Source organism: Mesorhizobium sp. 128a, assembly GCF_053848025.1.
The window spans coordinates 226,813-250,524 of record NZ_JBSPKY010000001.1; the positions used below are offsets into that span (position 1 = coordinate 226,813).

Annotated in this window: 21 protein-coding genes; 4 read left to right on the forward strand and 17 right to left on the reverse strand. The window is 64.3% G+C overall.

Annotation, left to right across the window (positions count from 1 at the left end; genetic code table 11):
- Positions 1–25 precede the first annotated feature (25 nt).
- The 12 genes from ybeY to ACWTU9_RS01115 all read right to left on the reverse strand — a co-directional run bounded on the left by ybeY (position 26) and on the right by ACWTU9_RS01115 (position 11,323).
- Positions 26–532: an rRNA maturation RNase YbeY gene (gene ybeY / locus ACWTU9_RS01060; protein WP_455856708.1), complete on the reverse strand. Its 507-nt coding sequence runs from the start codon at positions 530–532 to the stop codon at positions 26–28.
- A gap of 18 nt (positions 533–550) precedes the next feature.
- Positions 551–1,543: a PhoH family protein gene (locus tag ACWTU9_RS01065; RefSeq protein ID WP_235984004.1), complete on the reverse strand. Its 993-nt coding sequence runs from the start codon at positions 1,541–1,543 to the stop codon at positions 551–553.
- Between the two features lie 83 nt (positions 1,544–1,626).
- Positions 1,627–3,036, reverse strand: a complete 1,410-nt coding sequence (gene miaB / locus ACWTU9_RS01070) for a tRNA (N6-isopentenyl adenosine(37)-C2)-methylthiotransferase MiaB (protein ID WP_455856709.1) — start codon at positions 3,034–3,036, stop codon at positions 1,627–1,629.
- 74 nt (positions 3,037–3,110) lie between these two features.
- Positions 3,111–3,911, reverse strand: coding sequence for a lysophospholipid acyltransferase family protein (locus ACWTU9_RS01075; protein WP_454588093.1), 801 nt, complete (start codon positions 3,909–3,911; stop codon positions 3,111–3,113).
- A gap of 27 nt (positions 3,912–3,938) precedes the next feature.
- The gene (rimI, locus tag ACWTU9_RS01080) at positions 3,939–4,433 is read right to left on the reverse strand and encodes a ribosomal protein S18-alanine N-acetyltransferase (RefSeq protein ID WP_192249924.1); all 495 of its coding nucleotides are present in this window, start codon (positions 4,431–4,433) and stop codon (positions 3,939–3,941) included.
- A complete protein-coding gene (gene tsaB, locus ACWTU9_RS01085; protein WP_455856710.1) occupies positions 4,433–5,167 on the reverse strand; it encodes a tRNA (adenosine(37)-N6)-threonylcarbamoyltransferase complex dimerization subunit type 1 TsaB in 735 nt (244 codons plus the stop codon). Before tsaB ends, rimI begins: the two co-directional genes overlap by 1 nt.
- 243 nt (positions 5,168–5,410) lie before the next feature.
- A complete protein-coding gene (locus ACWTU9_RS01090; protein ID WP_455857117.1) occupies positions 5,411–6,514 on the reverse strand; it encodes a DUF1513 domain-containing protein in 1,104 nt (367 codons plus the stop codon).
- A 12-nt stretch (positions 6,515–6,526) separates the two neighbouring features.
- A complete protein-coding gene (locus ACWTU9_RS01095) occupies positions 6,527–7,600 on the reverse strand; it encodes an imelysin family protein (RefSeq protein ID WP_455856711.1) in 1,074 nt (357 codons plus the stop codon).
- Complete coding sequence (locus tag ACWTU9_RS01100) at positions 7,600–9,195, reverse strand: di-heme oxidoreductase family protein (RefSeq protein ID WP_455856712.1); 1,596 nt, start codon at positions 9,193–9,195, stop codon at positions 7,600–7,602. The genes ACWTU9_RS01095 and ACWTU9_RS01100 overlap by 1 nt, the downstream gene beginning before the upstream one ends.
- 12 nt (positions 9,196–9,207) lie before the next feature.
- Positions 9,208–9,693: a bacterioferritin gene (gene bfr, locus ACWTU9_RS01105; RefSeq protein WP_454588097.1), complete on the reverse strand. Its 486-nt coding sequence runs from the start codon at positions 9,691–9,693 to the stop codon at positions 9,208–9,210.
- On the reverse strand, positions 9,659–9,970 hold the full coding sequence (locus tag ACWTU9_RS01110; protein ID WP_455856713.1) for a (2Fe-2S)-binding protein: 312 nt from the start codon (positions 9,968–9,970) through the stop codon (positions 9,659–9,661). The genes bfr and ACWTU9_RS01110 overlap by 35 nt, the downstream gene beginning before the upstream one ends.
- Before the next feature lie 60 nt (positions 9,971–10,030).
- Positions 10,031–11,323 (reverse strand): imelysin family protein, encoded by a 1,293-nt coding sequence (locus tag ACWTU9_RS01115; protein ID WP_455856714.1) that lies wholly within the window; start codon positions 11,321–11,323, stop codon positions 10,031–10,033.
- A 437-nt stretch (positions 11,324–11,760) separates the two neighbouring features.
- Between ACWTU9_RS01115 and ACWTU9_RS01120 the strand changes: the two genes are divergently transcribed.
- Positions 11,761–13,014, forward strand: a complete 1,254-nt coding sequence (locus tag ACWTU9_RS01120) for an NAD(P)/FAD-dependent oxidoreductase (RefSeq protein ID WP_455856715.1) — start codon at positions 11,761–11,763, stop codon at positions 13,012–13,014.
- Positions 13,015–13,128: 114 nt separating this feature from the next.
- Here the strand turns inward: ACWTU9_RS01120 and ACWTU9_RS01125 are convergent, their stop codons facing one another.
- Complete coding sequence (locus ACWTU9_RS01125) at positions 13,129–14,406, reverse strand: 4-aminobutyrate--2-oxoglutarate transaminase (protein ID WP_455856716.1); 1,278 nt, start codon at positions 14,404–14,406, stop codon at positions 13,129–13,131.
- A gap of 240 nt (positions 14,407–14,646) precedes the next feature.
- Here ACWTU9_RS01125 and ACWTU9_RS01130 point away from each other — a divergent pair, with 240 nt between their 5' ends.
- Genes ACWTU9_RS01130 through ACWTU9_RS01140 form a run of 3 tightly spaced genes read left to right on the forward strand, consistent with a single transcriptional unit; the run spans position 14,647 to position 19,936 of the window.
- Positions 14,647–15,777 (forward strand): efflux RND transporter periplasmic adaptor subunit, encoded by a 1,131-nt coding sequence (locus ACWTU9_RS01130; protein WP_455856717.1) that lies wholly within the window; start codon positions 14,647–14,649, stop codon positions 15,775–15,777.
- Entirely contained in the window at positions 15,774–16,856 is a 1,083-nt protein-coding gene (locus ACWTU9_RS01135; protein ID WP_455856718.1) for an efflux RND transporter periplasmic adaptor subunit, read from the forward strand. The genes ACWTU9_RS01130 and ACWTU9_RS01135 overlap by 4 nt, the downstream gene beginning before the upstream one ends.
- The gene (locus ACWTU9_RS01140) at positions 16,853–19,936 is read left to right on the forward strand and encodes an efflux RND transporter permease subunit (protein WP_455856719.1); all 3,084 of its coding nucleotides are present in this window, start codon (positions 16,853–16,855) and stop codon (positions 19,934–19,936) included. Before ACWTU9_RS01135 ends, ACWTU9_RS01140 begins: the two co-directional genes overlap by 4 nt.
- A 204-nt stretch (positions 19,937–20,140) precedes the next feature.
- Here the strand turns inward: ACWTU9_RS01140 and ACWTU9_RS01145 are convergent, their stop codons facing one another.
- From ACWTU9_RS01145 to ACWTU9_RS01160, 4 genes are read right to left on the reverse strand one after another with little or no spacing between them, the layout of a single operon-like run.
- On the reverse strand, positions 20,141–20,887 hold the full coding sequence (locus ACWTU9_RS01145) for an ABC transporter ATP-binding protein (RefSeq protein ID WP_455856720.1): 747 nt from the start codon (positions 20,885–20,887) through the stop codon (positions 20,141–20,143).
- Positions 20,884–21,720 (reverse strand): ABC transporter ATP-binding protein, encoded by an 837-nt coding sequence (locus tag ACWTU9_RS01150; protein ID WP_455856721.1) that lies wholly within the window; start codon positions 21,718–21,720, stop codon positions 20,884–20,886. Before ACWTU9_RS01150 ends, ACWTU9_RS01145 begins: the two co-directional genes overlap by 4 nt.
- Positions 21,717–22,637 (reverse strand): nickel transporter permease, encoded by a 921-nt coding sequence (nikC, locus tag ACWTU9_RS01155; RefSeq protein ID WP_455856722.1) that lies wholly within the window; start codon positions 22,635–22,637, stop codon positions 21,717–21,719. Before nikC ends, ACWTU9_RS01150 begins: the two co-directional genes overlap by 4 nt.
- Entirely contained in the window at positions 22,634–23,701 is a 1,068-nt protein-coding gene (locus ACWTU9_RS01160) for an ABC transporter permease (RefSeq protein ID WP_455856723.1), read from the reverse strand. The genes nikC and ACWTU9_RS01160 overlap by 4 nt, the downstream gene beginning before the upstream one ends.
- Between the last annotated feature and the right edge of the window lie 11 nt (positions 23,702–23,712).

A 23,712-nucleotide genomic window follows, 5' to 3' on the forward strand; every position in this document is an offset into this window, starting at 1 on the left:
CGTCCGGTCAATTGGTCTTTTGTCATTACGTGTAGGGATCGGGAATGGCAAGCCTTGCCAGCGCCGCGCGCTCGATGGCTTCCATCTCCTCGGCCTCTTCGTCGGTCTCGTGATCGTAGCCCAGCAAATGCAGCAGGCCGTGGATGACGAGATGGGTGATATGGTTCTCGAATGGCTTCTCTTCCAGGGCCGCTTCACGCGTCACCGTCTCGGACGCGAGCACGATATCGCCAAGCATTGGCGGCAATTTGCCGCCCTTGGGGAAGGGAAAAGCCGGGAAAGACAAGACGTTGGTCGCCTTGTCCTTGCCGCGCCAGCCGGCGTTGAGGGTGCGGATATGGGCATCGTCGGAAAAGACGATGCTTAGCTCGGAATGGCCGGCAGCAGCGGTTTCGGCAAAGGCGGCCGATACGGCGCGGTCGACCAGAAGGGTCAGCGCCACCTCGTCGGGCCAATCGCCAGCATCGACCGACAGGTCGATTTCGACGGGGATCGAACTATCCCCGCCGCCAGGTTTCATGTCTTCAGGCATGAGCCCGCATCGTCATGATCAATTCTCGGCACCAAGGCCGCGCGCCAGCTTGGCGTCGCGGTCATAGGCCCTGACGATTTCCGCCACGAGCGGATGGCGCACGACGTCGACATCGTTGAAGCGCACGGTTACCGCGCCGGCCACGCCGTCAAGGACACGCAAGGCTTCGACCAGGCCGGATTTGGTGCTTGGAGGCAGATCGATCTGCGTCGGATCGCCGGTGACGATCATGCGCGAATTCTCGCCGAGGCGGGTCAGAAACATCTTCATCTGCATCGGCGTGGTGTTCTGCGCCTCGTCGAGGATGACCGCGGCGTGTGCCAGTGTTCGTCCACGCATGAAGGCCAGCGGCGCGATTTCGATGACTTCGGCAGCGATAGCGCGCTCGACCTTGTCGGCCGGCATCATGTCGTAGAGCGCATCGTAAAGCGGCCGCAGATACGGATCGACCTTTTCCTTCATGTCGCCGGGCAGGAAGCCCAGCCGCTCGCCGGCCTCGACCGCCGGTCGCGACAGGATGATGCGCTCGACCATGCCGCGTTCAAGCAGCATCGCCGCATGCGCCACAGCCAGATAAGTCTTGCCGGTGCCGGCCGGGCCGATGCCGAACACCAGTTCCGAGCGCTCCAGCGCCCGCATATAGGCGTCCTGGTTGAGCGAGCGGGCATAGATCGTCTTCTTGCGGGTGGATATCTGGGCGGCCGAGACCTTGCCCTTGCGCTCCAGCGTCGGCAGCGTCAGCTGGTCGTCGGCTGCAATCGCCATGCGCACCGCGCCGTCGACGTCGGACTGGCCGATGTCGGTGCCCTTCTGGAGAATGCCATAGAGATTGTCGAGCGCTCGGCGCGCCTGCTCGGCCGCTGAGGCCGAGCCCTTGATGGTCAGCTGGTTGCCGCGCGAGCGGATGTCGACGCCGAGCTTCTGCTCGAGCCGGGCCAGGTTCTCGTCGAACTGGCCGTACAGGGCGCTGGCAAGCTTGTTGTTGTCGAAAGTCAGAACGATGTGCGCCATGTCAGAGGCCCCGGATGCTTGATTCTGGGGCAGAGTCTTCACTTCAGCAGCGCTCAACCGTCTCTCCTCATCTGCCGAGGTCATCAGACCCGTTCGGCGAACAAGCTATTGTAGCCTGTCCTTGTGATTCGCACTTGAATAATGTCACCGATTTCGCCGGCCTTTTCATCAACAATAACCGGCTGCAGCCATGGCGACCTGCCGACCTTCTGGCCGGGCTGACGACCGGGCTTCTCGATCAGCGTATCGATGGTGCTGCCAACCAGGCTCGAGCCGAAATCCTGCTGCTGTTTGAGCAGCAGGGCCTGCAGGCGCTGCAGACGCTCGTCCTTGACCGCCTCCGGCACGTGATCGGGCATATCGGCGCCCGGCGTGCCGGGACGCGGCGAATATTTGAACGAGAAGGCCGAGGCGTAGTTGACCTGACGCACCAGTTCCATCGTCGCCTCGAAATCCTCTTCGGTTTCGCCGGGAAAGCCGACGATGAAGTCGCCGGACAGCGCAATGTCGCCGCGGGCGGCGCGGATGCGCTCGAGCAGCGCCAGATAGTCCCTGGCTGTATGCCTGCGGTTCATCGCCTTGAGGATGCGGTCGGACCCCGACTGCACCGGCAGATGCAGATAAGGCATCAAGGCTGGCAGGTCGCGGTGGGCAGCGATCAGTTCGTCGTCCATGTCGCGCGGATGGCTGGTGGTGTAGCGCAGCCGCGCCAGGCCGGGGATCTCCGCCAGCCGGAACAGCAGGCGGCCAAGCCCCCATTCCGTGCCGTCTTCGCCCTTGCCATGCCAGGCATTGACGTTCTGGCCAAGCAGCGTCACCTCGCGCACGCCGGCATCGGCCAGCCGCTCGGCTTCAGCGACGATCTGCGCCACCGGCCGCGACACTTCGGAGCCCCTGGTATAGGGCACGACGCAGAAGGTGCAGAATTTGTCGCAGCCTTCCTGAACGGTGAGGAAGGCGGTGACGCCGCGCTTGATCACCTCGGCGCGCTTCGGCTGCGGCAGATGCTCGAACTTGTCCTCGATGGCGTATTCGGTCTCGACGATCTTCTCGCCGCCGCGAGCCCGCGCCAGGACGTCTGGAAGACGGTGATAGGTCTGCGGGCCAATGACAAGATCGACGGCCGGCGAACGGCGGATGATTTCCGCACCTTCGGCCTGGGCGACGCAGCCGGCGACGCCGATCAGCATTTCGCGCCCGGCTGCCGCGCGTTCGGCCTTCATATCGCGGATGCGGCCAAGCTCGGAATAGACCTTTTCCGCCGCTTTCTCCCTGATGTGGCAAGTGTTTAGCAACACCAGGTCGGCCTCGGCGATGACGTCCGTCGCCGTGTAGCCGTCGGCGGCCAGCGCATCGGTCATGCGCTGTGAATCATAGACATTCATCTGGCAGCCATAGGTCTTGACGAAGACCTTCTTGGCCGGGGCGGACGCCACGCCAGCGCTTTGCGCGGCTCTATCGGCGTCGTTCCGCTCTATCGTGTTCAAATCCATCCGGCGGCTTCTAACGCCTTTCCGTGACAAAAAACAGACGATTCTGGGCATGGGCCTGAGGGCGCAGCCCGGGACTATCGGCTCGGGATCGGGTCCGCGAGTGCGGCTTGCATCATGGCGCGCACCTGGCTTTCCATCAGCCTCGACGTTTCCTTTCGGTTCGAGCCCTTGGAGAAGGCAATGGGCTCGCCGAAATGCACCTCGACGTCGAGCGCCCCTTCGGCCATCAGCACCTTGAGATGCGGCATCAGGTCCTGGTCGCCGATCCAGGCGGCGATTGACCGGTGCCGGCGGCCGAGCGGCACCCCGTGCACCCGTGTGTACGCAATCGCTACCGGCTGGATGAAGACCTGTTCGGCGGCGCCTTCCGAAATCGCCATCGAGGCGGCGCCGAACAAGGTGCTCTTGAACGGCAGGATGGTATTGCCGTCGCCGGTCGAGCCTTCAGCAAACAGCACCATGGCGTCGCCCTTGGCCATGCGGCTGGCGATTTCGGAAGCCTGGTCGCCGGCTGTGCGCTTGCGCTCGCGTTCGATAAAGACGGTGCGCTGCAGCTTCGACAGCCAGCCGATCAGCGGCCAACCTTCCATATCCGCCCTGGCGATGAACGTGACATCGGCAAAGGAGCCGAGCACCATGATGTCGGTCCAGGAGATATGGTTCGAGGCGACCAGCAGCGGGCGCTTTATGGACAACGCGCCTTTGACATGGATGCGCAGGCCGAGCGTCCGCACGATAAGCCGGTGCCAGACCTTCAAGATGACTGTCTCGCGCCAGATGCCGGTCTTCATCGACAGAAGCTGCAGCGGCACAAGCGCAAGCGAGCCGATGACAACGAGGCTCAGCGCCAGGAAAATCCTGATTTTTCCGATCATGCGCCTAGCAGCCCTATTCCGCTCTCGCTAACGAAGATCGCGGCGCATGACAAGCGCGCCGGTCGGGCCATGTTCGGTCGAGCGGTAATAATTGGCGCGGTGGCCGACCTGGCGGAAGCCGAGCCTGCGGTAGAGTGCGATCGCCGCGACATTGGTTTCGTCGACCTCGAGGAACAGCGCCTCGGCGCGCTGCGCATGCAATTCGCGCAGCACCGCGTCCATCAACTGCCAGCCGAGCCCCTGGCGGCGGTGCGAGCGCGCCACCGCCACGGTCAGGATCTCGCCTTCGCCGGCAGCGAGCCTGGCCAGCACGAAGCCGACCGGCGGCTTGGCGCCCTGGCCGATCTCACGCGCGGCATAGCCGAACACGGTATCTTGCTCGAGCAGCGCGGCGAACTCGCCATCGGTCCACGGCCGGACGAAATCCTCGCGATGCAGCACCGACACCGCCGGACTATCGGCGATGGTCAGCGGTTCGAGCGCATAGTCCCTGCGGCGCGGCTGGAGGAAAGGAATGCGCATTACGACTTTCCCTTTGGACCATGATCTTTCCCAAAAACCGGGTCCCACTTTTTGGGATCATGGTCCTGCCGTGAGAGAATGAAACCCGCCTGCGGTTTCGCGTCAGCGCCGCGCAGATAAAGCGGTTTCGGCTTGTCGCCCTCGCCTTTTGCCGCAGCCAGTCGAGCGTAGACGGCAATGTCGGCAGTGGCCGATGTCGGACCGATATCGAAATCGCGCCCGACCGTGGCCGCGATCTGCACGGCCGCTGTGCCGGCCAGGACCGGAAGATTGTCAGCCGCCATTCCCGCGGCTTGCGCAAGTGTGGTCACCGCCGGACCATAGCGCAAAATCGCTTCCCCATCGTAAAGCGCGGCATGGATCTCCTCGCGGCCGGCGTCGAGCACGGAAAGGACAGGGCGGCCAGGAAATGCCGACCTCGTCTCAGCGGCCAGCGCCTCCAGCGTGGTTACGCCGATCGCCGGGATCTTCAACGCCAGCGCCAGGCCACGCGCCGCCGACACGCCAACGCGCAAGCCGGTGAAGGAGCCGGGGCCAACGGAGACCGCGACGGCGCCAAGACCGGTATAGGAAGTCCCGGCCGCCTTCAGTGCCTGATCGATGACGGCCATCAGATGCTCGGCATGGCCTTTGCCGAGATCGAGCACGGAGCGGCCGAGCTCTTTGCCGGCCACTGCGTCAAAGACGCAAGCGGCGCAGAGATTGGCGGCACAGTCGATGGCGAGCAGTTTCATGGGCGACCGGTTCGAAGAACAGTCTCCCTCTGCCCGCCATGGCGCGCCGCCGCAAGGGGAAAGTTAAGCGGCTTGGTTTCGCGCGCTCTTCCTTCTCCCCTGTGGGAGAAGGTGGATCGGCGCGCAGCGCCGAGACGGATCAGGGGTGTTCCAGCGGAGTGAGAGGTCGGCGTTCCCTGGAACACCCCTCATCCGTCGCCTTCGGCGACACCTTCTCCCACAAGAAGGGGAGAAGGGGAAGCTCTACACCGCTTCGATACGCAGCATGTGGTTGTCCCAGACATAGTCGGGCTCGGAGCGCGTCGTGCCGCTGCCTTTTACGATTTCGCCAGCACCCGTGGTTGCCATGAAGTCCGATCCGTCCGGCGCGAGGCCGCAGACCTCGACCCGCGCCTTGGTGGCAACGATCTTGCCGCTGGCGGCGTCGATCACGGCCAGCGAATTGCCTTCCGGCGAAGACACGGCGATGATTCCGGCGGCCGGATTTGCAGCGACCGAGCCGATGTAGTTTCTGAAGCCGGACAGCACATCCTGCGGCATGTCGAGCAGCTTCAATTCCTTGCCGCGGGCGGCGCGGCCGACCAGCAGCGGACGGTCGGTGCCCGGTCCGCGATACTGGCAGCCAAACCAGATGGCACCTGTGGGGTCAGCGTCCATGTGGCGGATCGACAGCTGGTGGAGGGCCGCCGGCAGTTCGTGCTTTTCGATGAGATCACCGGTGATGCGATCGACCAGCACATAAGACGGCTTCATCGTCGCGATGTTGAGCTCGGCGCGGCCATAATCGGGATGGGTCTCGATGCCGCCATTGGCGATTGCGATCGTCCTGTCGTCGCCGAGCAGGAGAAGCTCGTGCGGCCCCATGCCATAGGTCGGGAACTCGCCGATACGGCTGAATTTGGCGCGTGCGTCATAGACACCGACTACGCCGGCGGCGTTGTCGAAATCATTCTCGGTGGCGTAGAGCAACGCGCCGTCGGCCGAAAACACGCCGTGGCCGAAGAAGTGGCGGCCGGTGACGCTGGCGATGGTCTGCGAAGCATCGCGGCCGGTGTGGTCGAAGACCACCGCGAAGGTCCCGGGCTGCCGGGCGAAGACCACCGAGCGCTTCGATACCGGATCGAAGGTGACATCGTGGCCACGGTCGGGCAGGTCGATTGCATGCAATACTTTGCCGGCTTCCGACAGCACAGCCGCGCCAAAACTGCCGTCACGCTTGAGGAAGGCGGTGGCAAAGACAGCGTCCGCGGCCAGCGTATCCGCCAAGGCTCGCGGCGCCATTGCGGCGACGAAGCCGGCGCCGGCAGTCCTCAGAAAGTCGCGGCGGTCGATCAGCGGTGTGCGTATCGCAACCAATGCTCAGTCCCCATCCAGCGACGAAAAGCCGGCGGTCAGGCCGAATTCGGCGGTCAGCCTAGTGCCGATCAGGCCGGACAGGCTGGAGGTGATCAGCGCGAAATGCTCGAATTTTTCGCGCTGCGCCGGATCGGCGAGCGCCTTGTTGATCGGACCCTGGATGGATTTGGCGGTGGCGACGCCGTTGGTGAGCTGGATATGGATCGATTCCGCCATCCAGCGCGCATCCTCGGGCAGCGCGTCGCCGAGCCTTGACGCCTCAAAAAGCGTATCGATGCCGGAGAGGTTTCCAGCCAGCGAGAGGCCCGTGTTTTGGGACCGCCAGTAGATCGCCTGCCTTGGCTTGTCGCCCTCCGGCTTGACGCCGAGGAAGCCTTTGAGGCGCACGTCGCGGACCATTTCGAGTTCATTGATGAACACGCCGACCAGTTCGGTGACCGCTTCGGTGCCGTCGCGATAGAGCGCGTTGTCGGGTCCCGGATTGGCCCACAGGGCCGCAAAGCCGTCCGGCTTTTTCCAGGCCGCATCGACCTCGGCCGCCATCGTCTCGATGTTCTTGGCGACCGCCGCGCCATAGGCGCAGCGGTAAGGATCGTCCTTGCCGGCCAGCGCCTCGGCACCGTCGCCGTAAAGCACGAACTCCAGCGCCCCGAACCCCTGCATGGCGACACTCTTGCCCGCCAGCAGCGCCGGATCGGTGGCGGTCGGGTCCTTGCCGGCGAGAGCCGCCTGCACCTGCTTCAGACCGATGCTCTTGCGGTCCGGCCAGTAGAGCATGCGCTCCAGCCGGTTGTTCTCCTTGATCGGCCCGAAGCCGATGACTTCGGCCGATGACCAGGCTGCGACCGTGGCCGAGAATTCGGCGCGCGCGGCATCGAGATTGCCCTGTGATGGCGACTGGCAGAGCGTGTCCATAGCCTTGGCAAGGCTACCGGTGTGGTCATGCAGGCTGGCATAGGCGGGGCGGACAAAGCCGTCGATCGCTCTTTGGATCACGTCGGACGCTTTCACCGAGGCCGATGCCGGGGAGGACATGGTCAGCGCAAGAGCGAGGGCAGGCAGAAAACACTTGAGCATCAAAGTGACTCCAGGAATTTGATGAGGGCATCGCGGTCGGCCGCATCGGCGGCGGCAAACCGGTCACGCGCCTTCTGCCCCTCGCCGCCATGCCACAGGATCGCTTCGGTAAGCGTGCGCGCACGCCCGTCATGCAGGAAGAACGTGTTGCCGTTGACCGTCCTGGTCAAGCCGATGCCCCATAGCGGCGGGGTGCGCCATTCGCTGCCCGTGGCATCGCCTACCGCCTGGCCGTCGGCGAGGCCGGCCCCCATGTCGTGCAGCAGAAAGTCGGAATAGGGCCAGAACAGTTGGAAGGCCTGCGCCTTGTTGGGGGTACCGCGCATGGTGACGAATTTTGGCGTATGGCAGGCAATGCAGCCCATCTCGTAGAATAGCTTCTTGCCGGCGAGCACGCCGGCAGCGCCAACATCGCGCCGCGCCGGCACGGCAAGGTTCTGGGAATAGAAGGTGACGAGGTCCATCACGGGTGACGGCGCCTCGACCGGGCCAAGCCGCTTCTGCACGCCGTTCCGCATGGCAAGGCAGGCCTTTTCGGCTGCGGTGCAATCGCCCCAATGGTTGGGTTCTTCCGGCGTCGAAATGCCGATATCGCCGGCAAAGGCATCCGCCGCTTGCTGGCGGATCGAGGCGGTCTGTGCCTTCCAGCCGAAACGGCCGAACGTCAGTTCGCCGCTCGTGCGCACGATGTTGGGTTTGCCGGAAATGCCGTCGCCGTCACGATCGTCCGGATCGGCATGGGCAAGGATATCGGCCGGCGCGATCTGTTCGATCAGGCCAAGCCCGATCATCGGCGGGGTGAGGCGCGGCGACAGCGTGGTGCGCGGGTCGAGCGGCCCGTAGCCAAGGCCGTCGGCCGAATAGCTTGGCCTGCGCAGCGAAACAGCACTGCCGTCGCCAAGCGTGACCATCTCTTCACCATAGTCGACATGCATGCGGCCTTCGCCTTTGAGGCCGGACACCGCTAGTTCCTGCAATTGCGTGCCATAGACCGGGTCGGGGAAGTTCAGCACCTTGTGCGAGGCAATCTTGGCCTTTTCCTCCGCCGTGCTCGCATCGCGCGCCAGCCGCAGGAACATCGAGGTGGTGCGGCTGTCGGCTGACGGCGGACGGCCGCGACCATCCTTCAAATGGCAGTTCTGGCAGGCGCGCTCGTTGAACAGCGGTCCGAGACCATCCGAAGCCTGGGTCGAGGACGGCGACGACACCCAGTTCTTGCGAAACAGCGCATTGCCAAGCTTGAAATTGCCCTCTTCCTCGAAGGTGATGTTTTCAGCGGGCTGCGAGAAGGCGTCGCGGTCGACCTGCTTGCGCGAGGTGCCGGCGCCGCCTTGCATCGTTTCGAAGGCTTCGGGTTTGGAGAAATCCGTGGTCGGCCTGGTAACGGCAATGACGCGGGCGTGATCCTTCGGCGTCAGGTCGGTGCGGCCGGCGGCGATTCCGACCGGTTCCGACGATCCGGCCAGGGCCGGAGCCGAAATTGCCGCCAGGATTACAACCGAAAGCCCGCGAAACGCCTGGTATCGCGGGTTTTTGAGGGGCAGCGGGCCGGCGGCCCGGCGCAAGCGGCGCAGAAAATCTAGGGGGCGCCGCATTCCTGCATGGTCCTATTCCGCCTCGTCGGCCGATGCGGCGTTGAGCTGGCCGTACTTTTCCTCGCCGATCGAGGCCAGCAGGTCGAGCTGCGTCTCGAGGAAGTCGATATGACCTTCCTCGTCGGCGAGCAATTCCTCGAACAGCTTCATCGTCACGTAGTCGCCTGCTTCTTCACAGATCTCGCGCGAACGCTTGTAGGCGGTGCGCGCATCATATTCGCCGGCAAGATCGGATTCGAGCACTTCCTTGACATTCTGGCCAATGCGCAACGGCGCCACGGACTGCAGGTTGGGGTGCCCTTCGAGGAAGATGATACGGGCCACCAGCCGGTCAGCATGGTGCATCTCCTCGATCGATTCGGCGCGTTCCTTCTTGGCCAGCTTGGCGTATCCCCAGTCCTCGAGCAGGCGGAAATGCACCCAGTATTGATTGACCGCTCCGAGCTCCAGGAACAGAGCCTCGTTAAGCCGCTCGATGATCTGTGGTTCGCCTTTCATGGGTTCTGCTCCCGTATTGGACGCGCAGGCCTCTGACGCGATCCAGATGTGAAACGATGTCCACGCCGCTCGCCTCCGAGCGGGCGTGGTAATTCTCGGTGACCCGAATGATCGTTTCGACCACATTTGGGAAGCAGCCGCAACAGCGGCCGCGCTTGTGCATGGCGTGGTAGACCTTCGCCGGTACGATGAGCTGCCAGGGATCCTGATCCAGCAGCTCGACGATCGTCTGCTCGATCTCCTTTTCGGCGATGATGTTGCAATGGCAGATCAGCATGGATTGGCCCTGGCTGACGGCGCCTCCTCCGCGCCGTTTGGCTGGTGGTTGGTTGGGGTGCTACTTGAACACCTTGTCCGGTGCGTCGAGGCTGTCGGAACCCTCGAAGGCGATGTTGTTCAGCTTCAGGGCGCCGACGGCGCGTTCGATCGACTTGGTCTGGTCGACAAGCGCGTCGATTGCCGCCTGCACGGTGGCGTTGCCTTCGGTATTGCCCTCGGCGATCTGCTGGTCGTAGGCCTCACCGGCCACGGCCCGCGCCTTGATCGCCTCCATCTTGGCGACCGAGACATCGAGCTTGTCGGACAGTTCCTTGTCGATCGCCGGATCGGCGGCCTTGACCATATCGTGTGCCGACGGGCCCGAAACGACGGTGCCGTCGAGGCGCGTGTAGCTGGCGAGATAGGCGGTGCGGATGCCGATGGCGTCATTGAGATGGGAGTTGTAGGTGTTGTCGGAGAAGCAGTCGTGCTCCTCTTCCGGATCGTGCAGCAGCAGGCCGAGCTTCATGCGCTCGCCGGCCAGTTCGCCGTAGGACAGCGAGCCCATGCCGGCGAAGATCACCGAGATGGCGGTGTTCGGCTGGACGTCTACGAGGTCCTTGCGGGCGGCGCCATCTTCCTTCCAGTTGCCGACCATCTCCTGCAGGTCGGAGACGAGCAGGTCGCTGGCGGACTTCAGATATTGCGCGCGGCGGTCGCAATTGCCGCCCGTGCAGTTCTTGAGGTCATAGTCGGTGTAGGGCCGCTCGCCGGCGCCCGGGCCGGTGCCGTGCAGGTCCTGGCCCCAGAGCAGGAATTCGATGGCATGATAGCCGGTCGCGACATTGGCTTCGATGCCGCCGGCTTCCTGCAGCGTGCCGGAGAGGAACTCCGGCGACAGGTTCGAGGCGTCCACCTTCTTGCCGTTGATCTCGATTTCCTTGTTGGCGATGACATTGGCGGTGTAGAGCGCGTTGGCATCGGACTCGGTGCCATAGCTCTTGGCGACGTAGTCGATCAGGCCTTCGTCCAGCGGCCAGGAGTTCACCTTGCCTTCCCAGTCGTCGACAATCTTGTTGCCGAAGCGATAGACCTCTGTCTGCTGGTAAGGCACGCGCGACGCTTTCCAGGCATCGCGGGCGGCGTTCAGCGTGTCTGCCGAGGGATCGGCGAGCAGCGCGTCGACAGCCTTGTCGAGCGCCTGCGCCGTGGTCAGCGAATCCTCATATTTGGCCAGCGCGATGTCGGAATAGGTCTTGATGACCGCCTTGGCATCGGTCTCCGCCGCCTTGGCCGGCAGTATGAAAACCGCAGCCGTCAGCATAGCCGTGGCACCGATCGCAGCCAGCCTTCCGCCATATCGTGCTGTCATCATCATTCTCCAGTTCAAAGGAAATTCGGTAAAAGGCGCGCGTGCCAAACTGTGCCTGGACATAGGCATGCCGAGGGACACAACGGATGCCGCGCCGCTGCGCGGTTCACGGAAGAAAGACACCAAATGCCTCCAATCGAACGGGTTCAAGGCCCAAACATCAAAGGGATGCGCTGACGCGCGAGGCTCCATAAAGCGACGACGGCGCCGGAAGTCAACTGGCGGACTCCAAAAAATTCAATTGAAACAACAGTTTAGAATTATTCTAAACTGCAACTATCAACTTTAAATCCGCACTGCGGCGTGGTGTGCCCCGTGACAGACGGATTGACAGGCGACCATTCCGGGTGCGACCCGGAACGGGCTTGTTGCGGCGGCGGCAGACAATTGCCATGTACCGAGACAGCTTAGATTCAAAAGCGGAATTCGGGTTTGCGATGAAGAACGGTGTCATCATTGTCGGCGCGGGTCATGCGGGCGTGCAGGCGGCTGCGAGCCTGCGCGAAGAGGGTTATGATGGCCCGGTCGTGCTGATCGGTGACGAGAACGAACTGCCCTACCACAAGCCTCCGCTGTCGAAGACCTTTATCAAGGATGCCGAGGCCAAACCGCAGCCATTGCGCGGCGAGGCCTTTTATATAGGCAGCACCATCGACTTCAGGCCAGGCATCCGAATCGACAGCATCGACACGGCAGGCCACAGGCTGGAAATAGCAGGCGGCGGCGCGCTTGCCTTCGACCGCCTTATCCTCGCCACCGGTTCGCGGCCGCGGCTTCTGCCACTGCCGGGCGCCGACCTTTCCGGTGTGCTGTCGCTGCGCTCGATCGCCGATGCGCGACTGATCCGCGAACTCAGCGTAGAGAGCGAAGACGTCGTCATCCTCGGCGGTGGCTTCATCGGGCTGGAGATCGCCGCGACGCTCAGAGCCGCCGGCCGCAACGTCACCGTGGTGGAAGCGGTCGACCGGCTGCTCGGCCGGGCGGTGGCGCCGGTGGTGGCGAGCCATGTCCGCCAGCGGCTCGAAGCAATCGGCGTGCGCATCCTCACCGGCACCACCATTGCCAGGCTCGACGGCGAAAACGGCCATGTCGCGGCTGCCTTCACCTCATCAGGCGAAAGGCTGCCGGCGCGCATGGTCATCGTCGGCATCGGCGCCGTGCCGAATGTCGAACTGGCGCAAGCCGCCGGCCTTGCTGTCGCCAACGGCATCCGCGTCGATCAGCAGATGCGCAGCTCGGCACCGGACATCCTCGCTATCGGCGATGCCGCATCCTACCGTCACTGGCTGACCGGCGGCGACGTGCGGCTGGAATCGGTGCAGAACGCCACCGATCAGGCACGGCTTGCCGCGCGCACCATCGTTGGTCACACGGACAGCTATTCGGCGGTGCCGTGGTTCTGGTCTGACATTGGCGACATGAAACTGCAGATGGTCGGGCTGACCTCGGGCGGCGACAGCCACGTCGTGCTGGGCGATCTGCCCGACAACAAATTCTCGATCTACCATTATGCCGGAAGCCGCCTGCTCGGCATCGAATCCGTCAACCGGCCCGGCGACCACATGCTGGGCCGCAAGATGCTCGGCGCCGGCTTCTCGCCGACGCCGCAGACGGTGGCGCAAGGTCCTGAGGGGCTGAAGGCTGCGCTGGCGGCGTTTCAGCAGGATGAGCCAGCTAGGGCTGCGGGCTGACGCCTCCTTACCTCCCCTTGTGGGGAGGTCGGACGCAGGTCTGGGTGGGGGCTTGGCGCCGCCCCCGCCCCGCTGCGTCGCAGCTATCCTCCCCACGAGGGGGAGGGTAGGCACTCAGGCCGCGCAGACTTCGCGGATCGAGCTTTCCAGGATGTCGAGCGCCTCGTTCATGACGTTGTCCTGGATGGTGATCGGGGCGAGGAAGCGGATGACGTTGCCGTAGACGCCGCAGGTCAGCAGGATCAGGCCCTTGTCGAGCGCCTTCAGCCGGATGGCGTTGGCGATCTCGGCCGACGGCAGGCCTTTCTTGACGTCGTTGAACTCGACCGCGTTCATGAAGCCGAGGCCACGGATGTCGACAATCTCAGGCACGTCGTCGCGGATCGCCGACAGGCGCTGCTTCAGCCGGGCGCCGAGCGCGTTGGCGCGGTCGCAGAGCTTTTCGTCCTCGATCACATCAAGCACGGCGTGTGCTGCAGCGACACCGATCGGGCTGCCGCCATAGGTGCCGCCGAGGCCGCCGGGACCGGGTGCATCCATGATTTCGGCGCGGCCGGTGACCGCCGACAGCGGGAAGCCGCCGGCCAGGCTTTTCGCCATGGTGGTGATATCCGCCGCGACTTCGTGATGATCCATGGCGAACATCTTGCCGGTGCGGGCAAAGCCGGTCTGCACCTCGTCGGCGATCAGAAGCATGCCGTGCTGGTCACAGAGCTTGCGCAGCGCGGTCAGGAATTCGCGTGGCGCATCGTAGAAGCCGCCCTCGCCCTGGACCGGCTCGATGATGATGGCAGCTACACGGGCCGGATCGACATCGGCCTTGAACAGTCTGTCGAGCGCCGCCAGCGAATCCGCAACCGAGATGCCATGCAGCGGCACCGGGAACGGCGCATGGTAGACGTCGGCCGGCATGGCGCCGAAGCCGACCTTGTAGGGCACGACCTTGCCGGTCAGCGCCATGCCCATGAAGGTGCGGCCGTGGAAGCCGCCTGCGAAGGCGATGACGGCCTGGCGGCCGGTGGCGTTGCGGGCGATCTTGATGGCGTTCTCCACCGCCTCGGCGCCGGTGGTGACGAAGATCGTCTTTTTCTCGAACTTGCCGGGCAACATGGCGTTCAGCCGTTCGGCGAGCCGGACATAGCTCTCATAGGGCACCACCTGATGGCAGGTGTGGGTGAAGCGATCGAGTTGCGCCTTGACCGCTTCGATCACCTTGGGATGGCGATGGCCGGTGTTGACGACGGCGATGCCCGAGGAGAAGTCGATATAGCGGCGGCCCTCGACGTCCCAGATCTCCGAATTCTCGGCGCGGTCCGCGTAGATCTGCGTCGTCATGCCGACGCCGCGCGAAATCGACTGGTTCTTCCGTTCGGAAATGGCTGCGTTCTTCATTTCATCCCTCATCGGGCCGGCGCCCGTTCTCGTTTGATGATTGCCAAGGCCCTTCTGACCTTATTTCACGTTTTGCTCAAGTTGGCACGGTCGCCCGGCGATTGGGCCTGTCACCTGTGCGGGGTGCTTCGACAGCCGGATACACGTACGAGACAGGTTTCCTTTTCCTTGGGATCGATTATCCTCCTGACGTCTGTGACAGCTCACCCGTCATGAGCGGTTCGGATCGGTGAGGGACCCATGAGCAGGAACGTGACTTCGTCCGCCCCGCAGCCCCCGGCCTCCGGTTTTTTTTCGTTTTCCCCAATCCTTCTCATCTGTGCGATCGCGCCGCTCATTCTGGCCGGCTGCCAGAAGCAGGAGGCGGCCGCCAAGAAACTGCCGATCATGGTGCGCACCGAGACGGTGGCGGTGGCCGACTATGCGCCGAGGACCTCGCTGACCGGCGTGATCGCGGCGCGCACGCTGAACAATCTGTCGTTCCGTGTCGGCGGCCGCGTCGCCGAACGTCTCGTCGATGTTGGTCAGCATGTCGACAAGGATGCTGTGCTTGCCCGTATCGATCCGCAGGAGCAGGAATCCGATTTGCGCTCGGCGCAGGCCGACCTCGATGCCGCGCAGGCGCAGCTGACCCAGGCCGCCGCCGCCTTCGAACGGCAAAAGACGCTGCTTGCTCAGGGCTTTACCACAAGGCGCGACTATGATTCGGCCGACCAGGCGCAGAAAGTGGCGCAAGGCAGTGTCGAGCAGGCGCAAAGCGCGCTTTCCAATGCCAGGGAAAACCTCTCCTTCACCGAGCTGAAGGCAGGTGCGGCCGGCGTGATCACCGCCCGCCAGGTCGAGGCCGGGCAGGTGGTGCAGGCGGCGCAGACCGTCTTCACCATCGCCGAGGACGGCGACCGCGACGCGGTGTTCAACGTCCAGGAGACGCTGGTCGCCAAGACAGCGCCATCGCCTTCGGTGACGATTACACTGCTGGCCGACCCGCAGGTAAAGGCGACAGGCAAGGTTCGCGAAGTCTCGCCGGCGGTCGATCCGGCTTCGGGTTCGGTCCGGGTCAAGGTCGGCATTGCCGACACGCCGGCCGGCATGCCCCTCGGAGCCACCGTCATCGGCTCGGTCAACGCCATACCGGCGAAAGCGGTCATCCTGCCCTGGCAGGCGCTGACCTCGATCGAGGGCAAGCCGGCCGTCTGGGTGGTCGATCCCTCGACCAAGGCGGTGGCAACAGCCCTGGTCAATGTGCTGGCCTTCGATTCCGGCGTGGTCGTCGTCGACAAGGGACTGGAGGCCGGGCAGAGCGTCGTCACCGCCGGCGGCCAGCTGCTCAGCCCCGGACAGACGGTCGAGATCTCGGGAGCAGCACAATGAGGCGGTGTATCCTGTCTTTTGCACCTGCCCTGGTTGCACTGGCGACACTCACTGCCTGTTCGAAGTCGGAGGAAAAGCCGCCCGAGATCATTCGGCCGGTGCTGTCGATGGTGATCGAGCTGCAGACGACGCAGACCTTCGGCTTTGCCGGCTCCATCGAGCCGCAGGTCAGCGCCGACCTCGCCTTCCGGCTGCTCGGGCGGGTCGTCTCGCGCGACGTCAAGGTCGGCGATATCGTCAGCAAGGGCACGACGATCGCCACGCTCGATCCGACGGCGCTCGAACTTGCGGTACAGGCGGCCAAGGCCGAACTCTCCAATGCAGAGGCGCAATTCGCCAACGCCGCCGCCAGCGAGGACCGCCAGCGCCAATTGCTTGCCGCGGCCAACACCTCGCAGGCCGTGTTCGATGCCGCGCAGCAGGCGAGGCAAGCGGCTGAAGCCGGCGTCGAGCGGGCCAAGGCGGCCCTTGCCAAATCGCAGGAGCAGTTGGGCTATGCCCGGCTGTTCTCGGACTTCGACGGCGTCGTCACCGCGACCGGTGCCGAGGTCGGCCAGACGGTTTCGGCCGGCCAGACGATCGTCACCGTGGCGCGTTCCGACCTGCGCGAAGCGGTGGTCGACATTCCCGACCAGCTGACCGGCGATCTCGCCGTCGGCACGCCGTTCGAGGTCATCCTGCAATCGCTGCCGTCCATCCAGACAAAGGCGACATTGCGCGAGATCGCGCCGCAGGCCGATGCTTCGACCCGCAGCCGTCGCGTCCGGCTGACGCTCACCGATCCGCCGCAGGCCTTCCGGCTCGGCTCGACGGTGACGGCGACACGCGTGGCAAAAGTGGCGGCAACGATTGAGCTGCCGCTGTCGGCGCTGCTGCAGAAGAATGGCGGCGACAAGGTCTGGATCGTCGATGAGAAGACATCGAGCGTCTCGACGCGCGACATCAAGATCGCGTCGAAGAACGGCGCCAGCTTCATCGTCGCCGAAGGGCTCGAAGCGGGGATGCGCGTCGTCACCGCCGGTGTCCACAGCCTGGTGGAGGGCCAGAAGGTCAAAATCCCGCAAGGAGGAGCGTCATGAAGGGGTTCAACCTCTCCGACTGGGCGCTCAACCACCGCTCGCTGGTGTGGTACTTCATGCTGGTCTTCGTCGTCGCCGGCATCTTCGCCTACCTCAATCTCGGCCGCGAGGAAGATCCGAACTTCACCATCAAGACCATGGTCATCCAGGCCAACTGGCCGGGCGCCTCTGTCAATGAGACGGTGCGGCAAGTCACCGACCGCATCGAAAAGAAGCTCGAGGAACTCGACAGCCTCGACTTCACCCGCTCAGTCACCACGGCGGGCAAGACCGTCATCTTCGTCAACCTGAAGGACACCACCAAGGCGCGCGATGTCGCTGCGAACTGGACCCAGGTTCGCAACATGGTCGACGACATCTGGGCGCAGTTTCCGCAAGGCGTGCAGGGGCCGTTCTTCAACGACCGCTTCGGCGACGTCTTCGGCAACATCTACGCCTTCACTTCGGACGGGCTGAGCCCGCGCCAGTTGCGCGACTATGTCGAGGATGTCAGGACCCAGATCCTGACCGTACCCAATGCCGGCAAGGTCGATCTGGTCGGCGCGCAGGACGAAGCCATCTATCTCGAATTCTCGACCCGCCAGATCGCAGCCCTCGGCCTCAACCAGCAGGCGATCGTGAAGAGCCTGCAAGACCAGAACGCCATCACGCCGTCGGGCGTCATCGAATCCGGACCTGAGCGCGTCTCCGTGCGCGTCGGCGGCCAGTTCACTTCAGAAGAGAGCCTGCGCGGCATCAATCTGCGCGTGAACGACCGCTTCTTCCGGCTGAGCGACGTGGCGACGATCGGGCGCGGCTATGCCGACCCGCCAACGGCGCTGTTCCGCTTCAACGGCCAGGACGCCATCGGACTCGCCATCGGCATGAAGCCGAATGCTAATCTGCTCGAATTCGGCGCGGCGCTCGAGAAGAAAATGGACGAGGTGCTGGCCGACCTTCCGGTCGGCGTCGGCGTGCATCTGGTCGCCGACCAGCCGGTGATCGTGGAGGAAGCGGTTTCGGGCTTCACCCAGGCGCTGTTTGAGGCTGTCGCCATCGTGCTCGCCGTGTCCTTCATCAGCCTCGGCATGCGTGCCGGCTTCGTCGTGGCGCTGTCGATCCCGCTGGTGCTGGCTATCACTTTCACGGTCATGGCCTATCTCGGCATCTCGCTGCAGCGCATCTCGCTGGGAGCTCTGATCATCGCGCTCGGGCTGCTGGTCGACGACGCCATGATCGCGGTCGAGATGATGGTGGCGCGGCTGGAGGTCGGCGACAATCTGCGCAAGGCGGCGACCTATGTCTACACCTCAACCGCGTTCCCGATGCTGACCGGCACGCTGGTGACGGTCGCCGGCTTCATCCCGATCGGCCTCAACAACAGCGCCGCCGGCGAATACACGTTTACGCTGTTCGTCGTCATAGCGGTGTCGCTGCTGGTATCATGGATCGTGGCGGTGCTTTTCGCGCCGCTGCTCGGCGTCACCATCCTGCCGGCGACGATGAAGCAAAAGCACGAGCAACCGGGACGCTTCACCAGTCTGTTCCGGCGTGTGCTGGTCGGCTCCGTGCGGTATCACTGGCTAACCATCATCGTCACGATCTTGTTGTTTGCCGGCTCGATAGCCGGCTTCGGCCTTGTGCAGCAGCAGTTCTTTCCGCCTTCGGACCGGCCGGAATTGATCGTCGACTGGAACCTGCCGCAGAATTCGTCGATCACCGAGACGCGCGACCAGATCGAGCGTTTCGAAGGCCGCGCGCTGGCCGGCAATCCCGACATCGACCATTTCTCGTCCTATATCGGCCAGGGCGCGGTGCGCTTCCTGCTCGCCTTCGACGTGCAGCCGGCCAATCCCTATTTCGGCCAAACCGTCATAGTCACCAAGAGCATCGAAGCCCGCAACCGGCTGAAGCCGCAACTGGAGAAGCTGCTGCGCGAGGAGTTCGTCGGCACCGATGCTTTCGTCAAGCCGCTGGAACTCGGGCCTCCGGTCGGCCGCCCGGTGCAGTACCGCGTCGGCGGACCGGACATCCAAACGGTGCGCGATCTGGCGCAGCAATTTGCCGGCCTGATCTCGGTCAACACGAAGTTGGCGGCGCCGACCTTCGACTGGAACGAGCCGCAGCGCGTGCTGAGGGTCGACGTGCTGCAGGACAAGGCGCGGCAACTCGGCATCACCTCGTCCGACATCGCCAGCGCGCTGAACAGCACGGTCGGCGGCGCAACCATCACCCAGGTGCGCGACGCCACCTATCTGATCAATGTCGTCGCCCGCTCGCGCGAGGCCGAACGCGGCTCGATCGACACGCTGCAGAACATGCAACTGCCGACCGGCAATGGCGAGGCGATCCCGCTCGCGGCGGTCGCCAACTTCCGCTACGACCTCGAACAGCCGACGGTGTGGCGGCGCAACCGCATTCCCACGATCACCGTGCGCGCCGGCCTGGTCGGTGATGTGCTGCCGGCAACCGTCGTCAACGAATTGAAGCCGTCGGTCGACGCCTTCATCGCCAAGCTGCCGCCAGGCTATTCGGTCGCCACCGCCGGCTCGGTCGAGGAAAGCGCCAAAAGCCAGGGACCGATCGCCGCCGTAGTGCCGCTGATGCTGTTCGTCATGGCGACCATCCTGATGATCCAGCTGCAGAGCTTCCAGCGCCTGTTCCTAGTGGTGGCTGTAGCGCCGCTCGGCCTGATCGGCGTGGTGGCGGCGCTGGTGCCGAGCGGCGCGCCGCTCGGCTTCGTCGCCATTCTGGGCGTGCTGGCGCTGATCGGCATCCTGATCCGCAACTCGGTGATCCTGATCGTGCAGATCGAGGATCTCGTCGCGGAGGGCAAGGATCGATGGGCAGCGGTGATCGAGGCGACCGAGCATCGCATGCGGCCGATCGCGCTGACGGCCGCCGCCGCCAGCCTGGCGCTGATCCCGATTGCGCGCGAAGTGTTCTGGGGGCCGATGGCCTACGCCATGATGGGCGGCATCATCGCCGGCACCGCGATCACGCTGCTGTTTTTGCCGGCGCTTTATGTGACGTGGTTCCGGATCAAGGAACCGAAGGGGCAAGATAGCGCGGTCCCGGAAGACGTCGCCGCTGTAGCGTAGGTCAAGGTCGAGTTCCTTCGCGCCCCCCTCTGTCCTGCCGGACATCTCCCCCAACAAGGAGGGAGATCGGCAACTTCGGCGCCGCGCTGATCATGCAAAACCCTGGCGATTGGCGAAAGCTGCGGCAACAGCTAATCTCCCCACCCGTGGGGGAGATGTCCGGCAGGACAGAGGGGGGCGCGACAGAACGGTACGCGAACCCTATCAGCCCCGCACAAACCCCTCGCTCGCCCTGAGGAGGTTCCGCGTGTAATCCTTCTCCACGCGGTGCCCGATCAGCTGGCTCGCGGTCAGATTTTCCACTGCCTCGCCGTTCTGCATCACCATCAGCCGCTCGCACATATGGGTGATGATGGCGAGGTCGTGGCTGACCATCAGGAAGGTCAGCTTGCGGCGCCGCCTCACCTCTTCCAGCAGGTTCAGCACCTCGGCCTGCACCGAGGCGTCGAGTGCCGAGGTCGGCTCGTCGAGCAGCAGGATCGAGGGTTCGAGGATGAGTGCGCGGGCAATGGCGACGCGCTGGCGCTGGCCGCCTGATAATTGGTGCGCGTAGCGGAAGCGGAAACCGTTGCCGAGACCGACCTCGTCCAATGCACGCTGGATGCGCAGTTCGCCGTCGGGAAAGCCGTGAATGGCGAGCGGTTCCTGCAACAGGCGGTCGACGGTTTGGCGCGGATGCAACGAGCCATACGGGTCCTGGAAGACCATCTGAACTTCGCGATAGAAGGCCTTGTCGCGGCGGGCGCCGAGTGTCTTGCCATTGACGGTGACGGTGCCGGACGCGGCCGGTACAAGGCCAGCGATTGCTTTCAGGAGCGTCGACTTGCCGGAGCCGCTCTCGCCGACCAGGCCGAAGGATTCGCCTGACTTCACCTCAAGGCTGGCACCCTTCAGCGCGCGAAAACGGTCGAACACCACCTCCAGCCCATCGATGGAAATGGCTGGCGTCATGCCGCCCACTCCGGCTTGCGGTCGAGCACCGGCAGCGGATGGCGTTCGTAGCCGATCCTTGGCATGCAGTTGAGCAGGCCGCGCGTGTAGGGATGCTGGGCGTCGCGCAGTTCAGACGCCTTGAGCTGCTCGACCACCTTGCCCGCATACATGACGACGACGCGGTCGCAGAAGGAGGAAACCAGGCGCAGATCGTGCGAGATGAAGATCAGCCCCATGCCGCGTTCGGCAACCAGCCGGTCGAGGATGCCGAGGACGTCAAGCTGCACGGTGACGTCGAGCGCCGAGGTCGGCTCGTCGGCGATCATCAGTTCCGGCCCGGCGATCAGCATCATGGCGATCATGGCGCGCTGGCCCATGCCGCCGGAGACTTCGTGCGGATGCAGGTCGAAGACACGGGCCGGATCGCGGATCTGCACGGCTTCCAGCATGGCAAGCGCGCGGTCGCGCGCTTCGGCCTTCGACACTTTCTCATGCGTGCGTAGCGTCTCGACGATCTGGCGGCCGATGCTCATCACCGGGTCGAGCGAGTATTTCGGGTCCTGCAGGATCATGGCGATGCGGTTTCCCCGCAACGCCCGGCGCTGGCGGGCCGGCATGGCCAACAGGTCTGCGCCATCGAAGGCGAGTTTCCTGGCCGAGACACGCGCCTGCGGCGGCGTCAGGCCCATGATGGCGCGGCCGGTCTGCGACTTGCCGGACCCGCTTTCGCCGACAATGCCCAGCCGCTCGCGGCCAAGGGAGAACGAGACGCCGCGCACCGCCTGGACCAGTCCGGTGCGGGTCGGGAAATCGACGCGCAGATCGTCGACGTCGAGAAGCGGGCCGCTCATTGGTCACCACTCCGGGGATCGAGCGCATCGCGTAGCCCATCGCCGAGCAGGTTGAAGCCGAGGCTGACGATGAGGATGGCGAAGCCCGGCGCGCCGGCCACCCACCATTGGTCGAGAACGAAGCGGCGGCCGGACGCAATCATTGTGCCCCATTCCGGCAGCGGCGGCTGCGCGCCGAGGCCGAGGAAGCCGAGACCGGCGGCGGTCAGGATGATGCCGGCCATGTCGAGCGTCACCCGGATGATCAGCGAGGAGATGCAGAGCGGCATGATGTGGCGCAGCACGATGCGGAAGGGCGAAGCGCCCATCAGCTGCACCGCCTTGATGTAATCCGAATTGCGCACGGTCAGCGTTTCCGCGCGCGCGATGCGGGCATAAGGCGGCCACGACGTGATGGCGATGGCCAGCACCGCGTTCTCGATGCCAGGTCCCAGTGCTGCAACGAAGGCCAGCGCCAGGATCAGCTTGGGGAAGGCGAGGAAAATGTCGGTGATGCGCATCAGGATGGCGTCGGTCCAGCCCCCGGCATAGCCGGCGACGGTCCCGACGAGGAGGCCGATGGGCGCGGCGATGATGGCGACGAGAATGACGACATAGAGCGTCCAGCGCGAACCGTAGAGAATACGGGAATAGATGTCGCGGCCGAGATCGTCTGTGCCGAACCAGTGGGCGCTGCTCGGTGCCGAAAGGCGCGCATTCTTCAGGTCGCCGATGGTTGGCGAATAGGGCGCCAGCACATCTGCAAAGGCCGCCACGACCAGCAGCGCGATGATGATCAAGAGGCCGAGGAACGCCAGCCTGTTAGCGGAAAAACGCTGCCAGGCAACATAGGCGCGGCCGAGCCTTGCCTGCATGCGCGAGGCCGGCCGCTCGCTGAGCAGCCACTCGCGACGGCTCTGGATGGTCTGGACGCTCATCGGACCTTGGTCCTCGGATCGAGCACTTTGTAGAGCAGGTCGGACAGGAGATTGATGCCGATGAACACCGAGCCGATAACGATGGTGCCGCCCAGCACGGCGTTCATGTCGGCATTCTGCAGCGAATTGGTGATGTAGAGGCCGATGCCCGGCCAGGAGAACACCGTCTCGGTCAGCACCGAGCCTTCGAGCAGCCCGGCATAGGACAGCGCGATCACGGTCACCATCGGCACGGCGGCGTTGCGCAGCGCATGGCCCCAGATGATGCGGGTCTCGGACAGGCCTTTGGCGCGCGCGGCAACGATGTATTCCTGCGACAGCTCGTTCAACATGAAGGAGCGCGTCATGCGGCTGATATAGGCAAGCGAGAAATAGCCGAGCAGTCCTGCCGGCAGGATAATGTGGCGGTAGGCGTCGTAGAAGACGTCCCACTGGCCCTGCATGGCCGCGTCGAGAAGATAGAAGCCGGTGATCGGCGTGAAAGTGTATTCGTAGACGACGTCGAGACGTGCCGGGAACGCCACCCATTGCAGCTTGGCGTAGAACAGCACGAGCCCCAGAAGCCCGATCCAGAAGATCGGCACGGAATAGCCGATCAGGCCAATGACACGCACGATCTGGTCGATGAGACTGCCGCGTTTAACCGCGGCCAGCACGCCGAGCGGCACGCCGATGACCGAACCGATCAGCGTGCCCAAAGTCGCGAGTTCGATGGTTGCCGGAAAGGCGCGACGGATGTCGGTCATGACCGGATTGGTAGTCAGTACCGAAGTGCCGAAATCCCCATTCAGCGCATTCTTCACGTAGATATAGAACTGCTCGATCAACGGCAGGTCGAGGCCCATTTCGCGGCGCGTACGCTCGACGACGTTGGCCGGCGCGCGGTCGCCCAGCACCGCCAGAACCGGATCGATCGGGATGACGCGGCCAATGAAGAAGGTGACCGCGAGAAGACCAAGATAGGTCGTCACCGCAATGACCAGGAAGCGGCCGATCGCCGATGCAAGGGCGACGGCGCGGGCGCTGCCGCGCCCTGCCGCCGTCTCGTTTTGAATCGCGCTCATGCGGCGCGTTT

Coding starts and splice junctions, on each gene's coding strand:
- ybeY (WP_455856708.1), bottom strand. CDS start 532: ATGCCTGAAGACATGAAACCTGGCGGCGGGGATAGTTCGATCCCCGTC.
- ACWTU9_RS01065 (WP_235984004.1), bottom strand. CDS start 1,543: ATGGCGCACATCGTTCTGACTTTCGACAACAACAAGCTTGCCAGCGCC.
- miaB (WP_455856709.1), bottom strand. CDS start 3,036: ATGGATTTGAACACGATAGAGCGGAACGACGCCGATAGAGCCGCGCAA.
- ACWTU9_RS01075 (WP_454588093.1), bottom strand. CDS start 3,911: ATGATCGGAAAAATCAGGATTTTCCTGGCGCTGAGCCTCGTTGTCATC.
- rimI (WP_192249924.1), bottom strand. CDS start 4,433: ATGCGCATTCCTTTCCTCCAGCCGCGCCGCAGGGACTATGCGCTCGAA.
- tsaB (WP_455856710.1), bottom strand. CDS start 5,167: ATGAAACTGCTCGCCATCGACTGTGCCGCCAATCTCTGCGCCGCTTGC.
- ACWTU9_RS01095 (WP_455856711.1), bottom strand. CDS start 7,600: ATGCTCAAGTGTTTTCTGCCTGCCCTCGCTCTTGCGCTGACCATGTCC.
- ACWTU9_RS01100 (WP_455856712.1), bottom strand. CDS start 9,195: ATGCGGCGCCCCCTAGATTTTCTGCGCCGCTTGCGCCGGGCCGCCGGC.
- bfr (WP_454588097.1), bottom strand. CDS start 9,693: ATGAAAGGCGAACCACAGATCATCGAGCGGCTTAACGAGGCTCTGTTC.
- ACWTU9_RS01110 (WP_455856713.1), bottom strand. CDS start 9,970: ATGCTGATCTGCCATTGCAACATCATCGCCGAAAAGGAGATCGAGCAG.
- ACWTU9_RS01115 (WP_455856714.1), bottom strand. CDS start 11,323: ATGACAGCACGATATGGCGGAAGGCTGGCTGCGATCGGTGCCACGGCT.
- ACWTU9_RS01120 (WP_455856715.1), top strand. CDS start 11,761: ATGAAGAACGGTGTCATCATTGTCGGCGCGGGTCATGCGGGCGTGCAG.
- ACWTU9_RS01125 (WP_455856716.1), bottom strand. CDS start 14,406: ATGAAGAACGCAGCCATTTCCGAACGGAAGAACCAGTCGATTTCGCGC.
- ACWTU9_RS01130 (WP_455856717.1), top strand. CDS start 14,647: ATGAGCAGGAACGTGACTTCGTCCGCCCCGCAGCCCCCGGCCTCCGGT.
- ACWTU9_RS01135 (WP_455856718.1), top strand. CDS start 15,774: ATGAGGCGGTGTATCCTGTCTTTTGCACCTGCCCTGGTTGCACTGGCG.
- ACWTU9_RS01140 (WP_455856719.1), top strand. CDS start 16,853: ATGAAGGGGTTCAACCTCTCCGACTGGGCGCTCAACCACCGCTCGCTG.
- ACWTU9_RS01145 (WP_455856720.1), bottom strand. CDS start 20,887: ATGACGCCAGCCATTTCCATCGATGGGCTGGAGGTGGTGTTCGACCGT.
- ACWTU9_RS01150 (WP_455856721.1), bottom strand. CDS start 21,720: ATGAGCGGCCCGCTTCTCGACGTCGACGATCTGCGCGTCGATTTCCCG.
- nikC (WP_455856722.1), bottom strand. CDS start 22,637: ATGAGCGTCCAGACCATCCAGAGCCGTCGCGAGTGGCTGCTCAGCGAG.
- ACWTU9_RS01160 (WP_455856723.1), bottom strand. CDS start 23,701: ATGAGCGCGATTCAAAACGAGACGGCGGCAGGGCGCGGCAGCGCCCGC.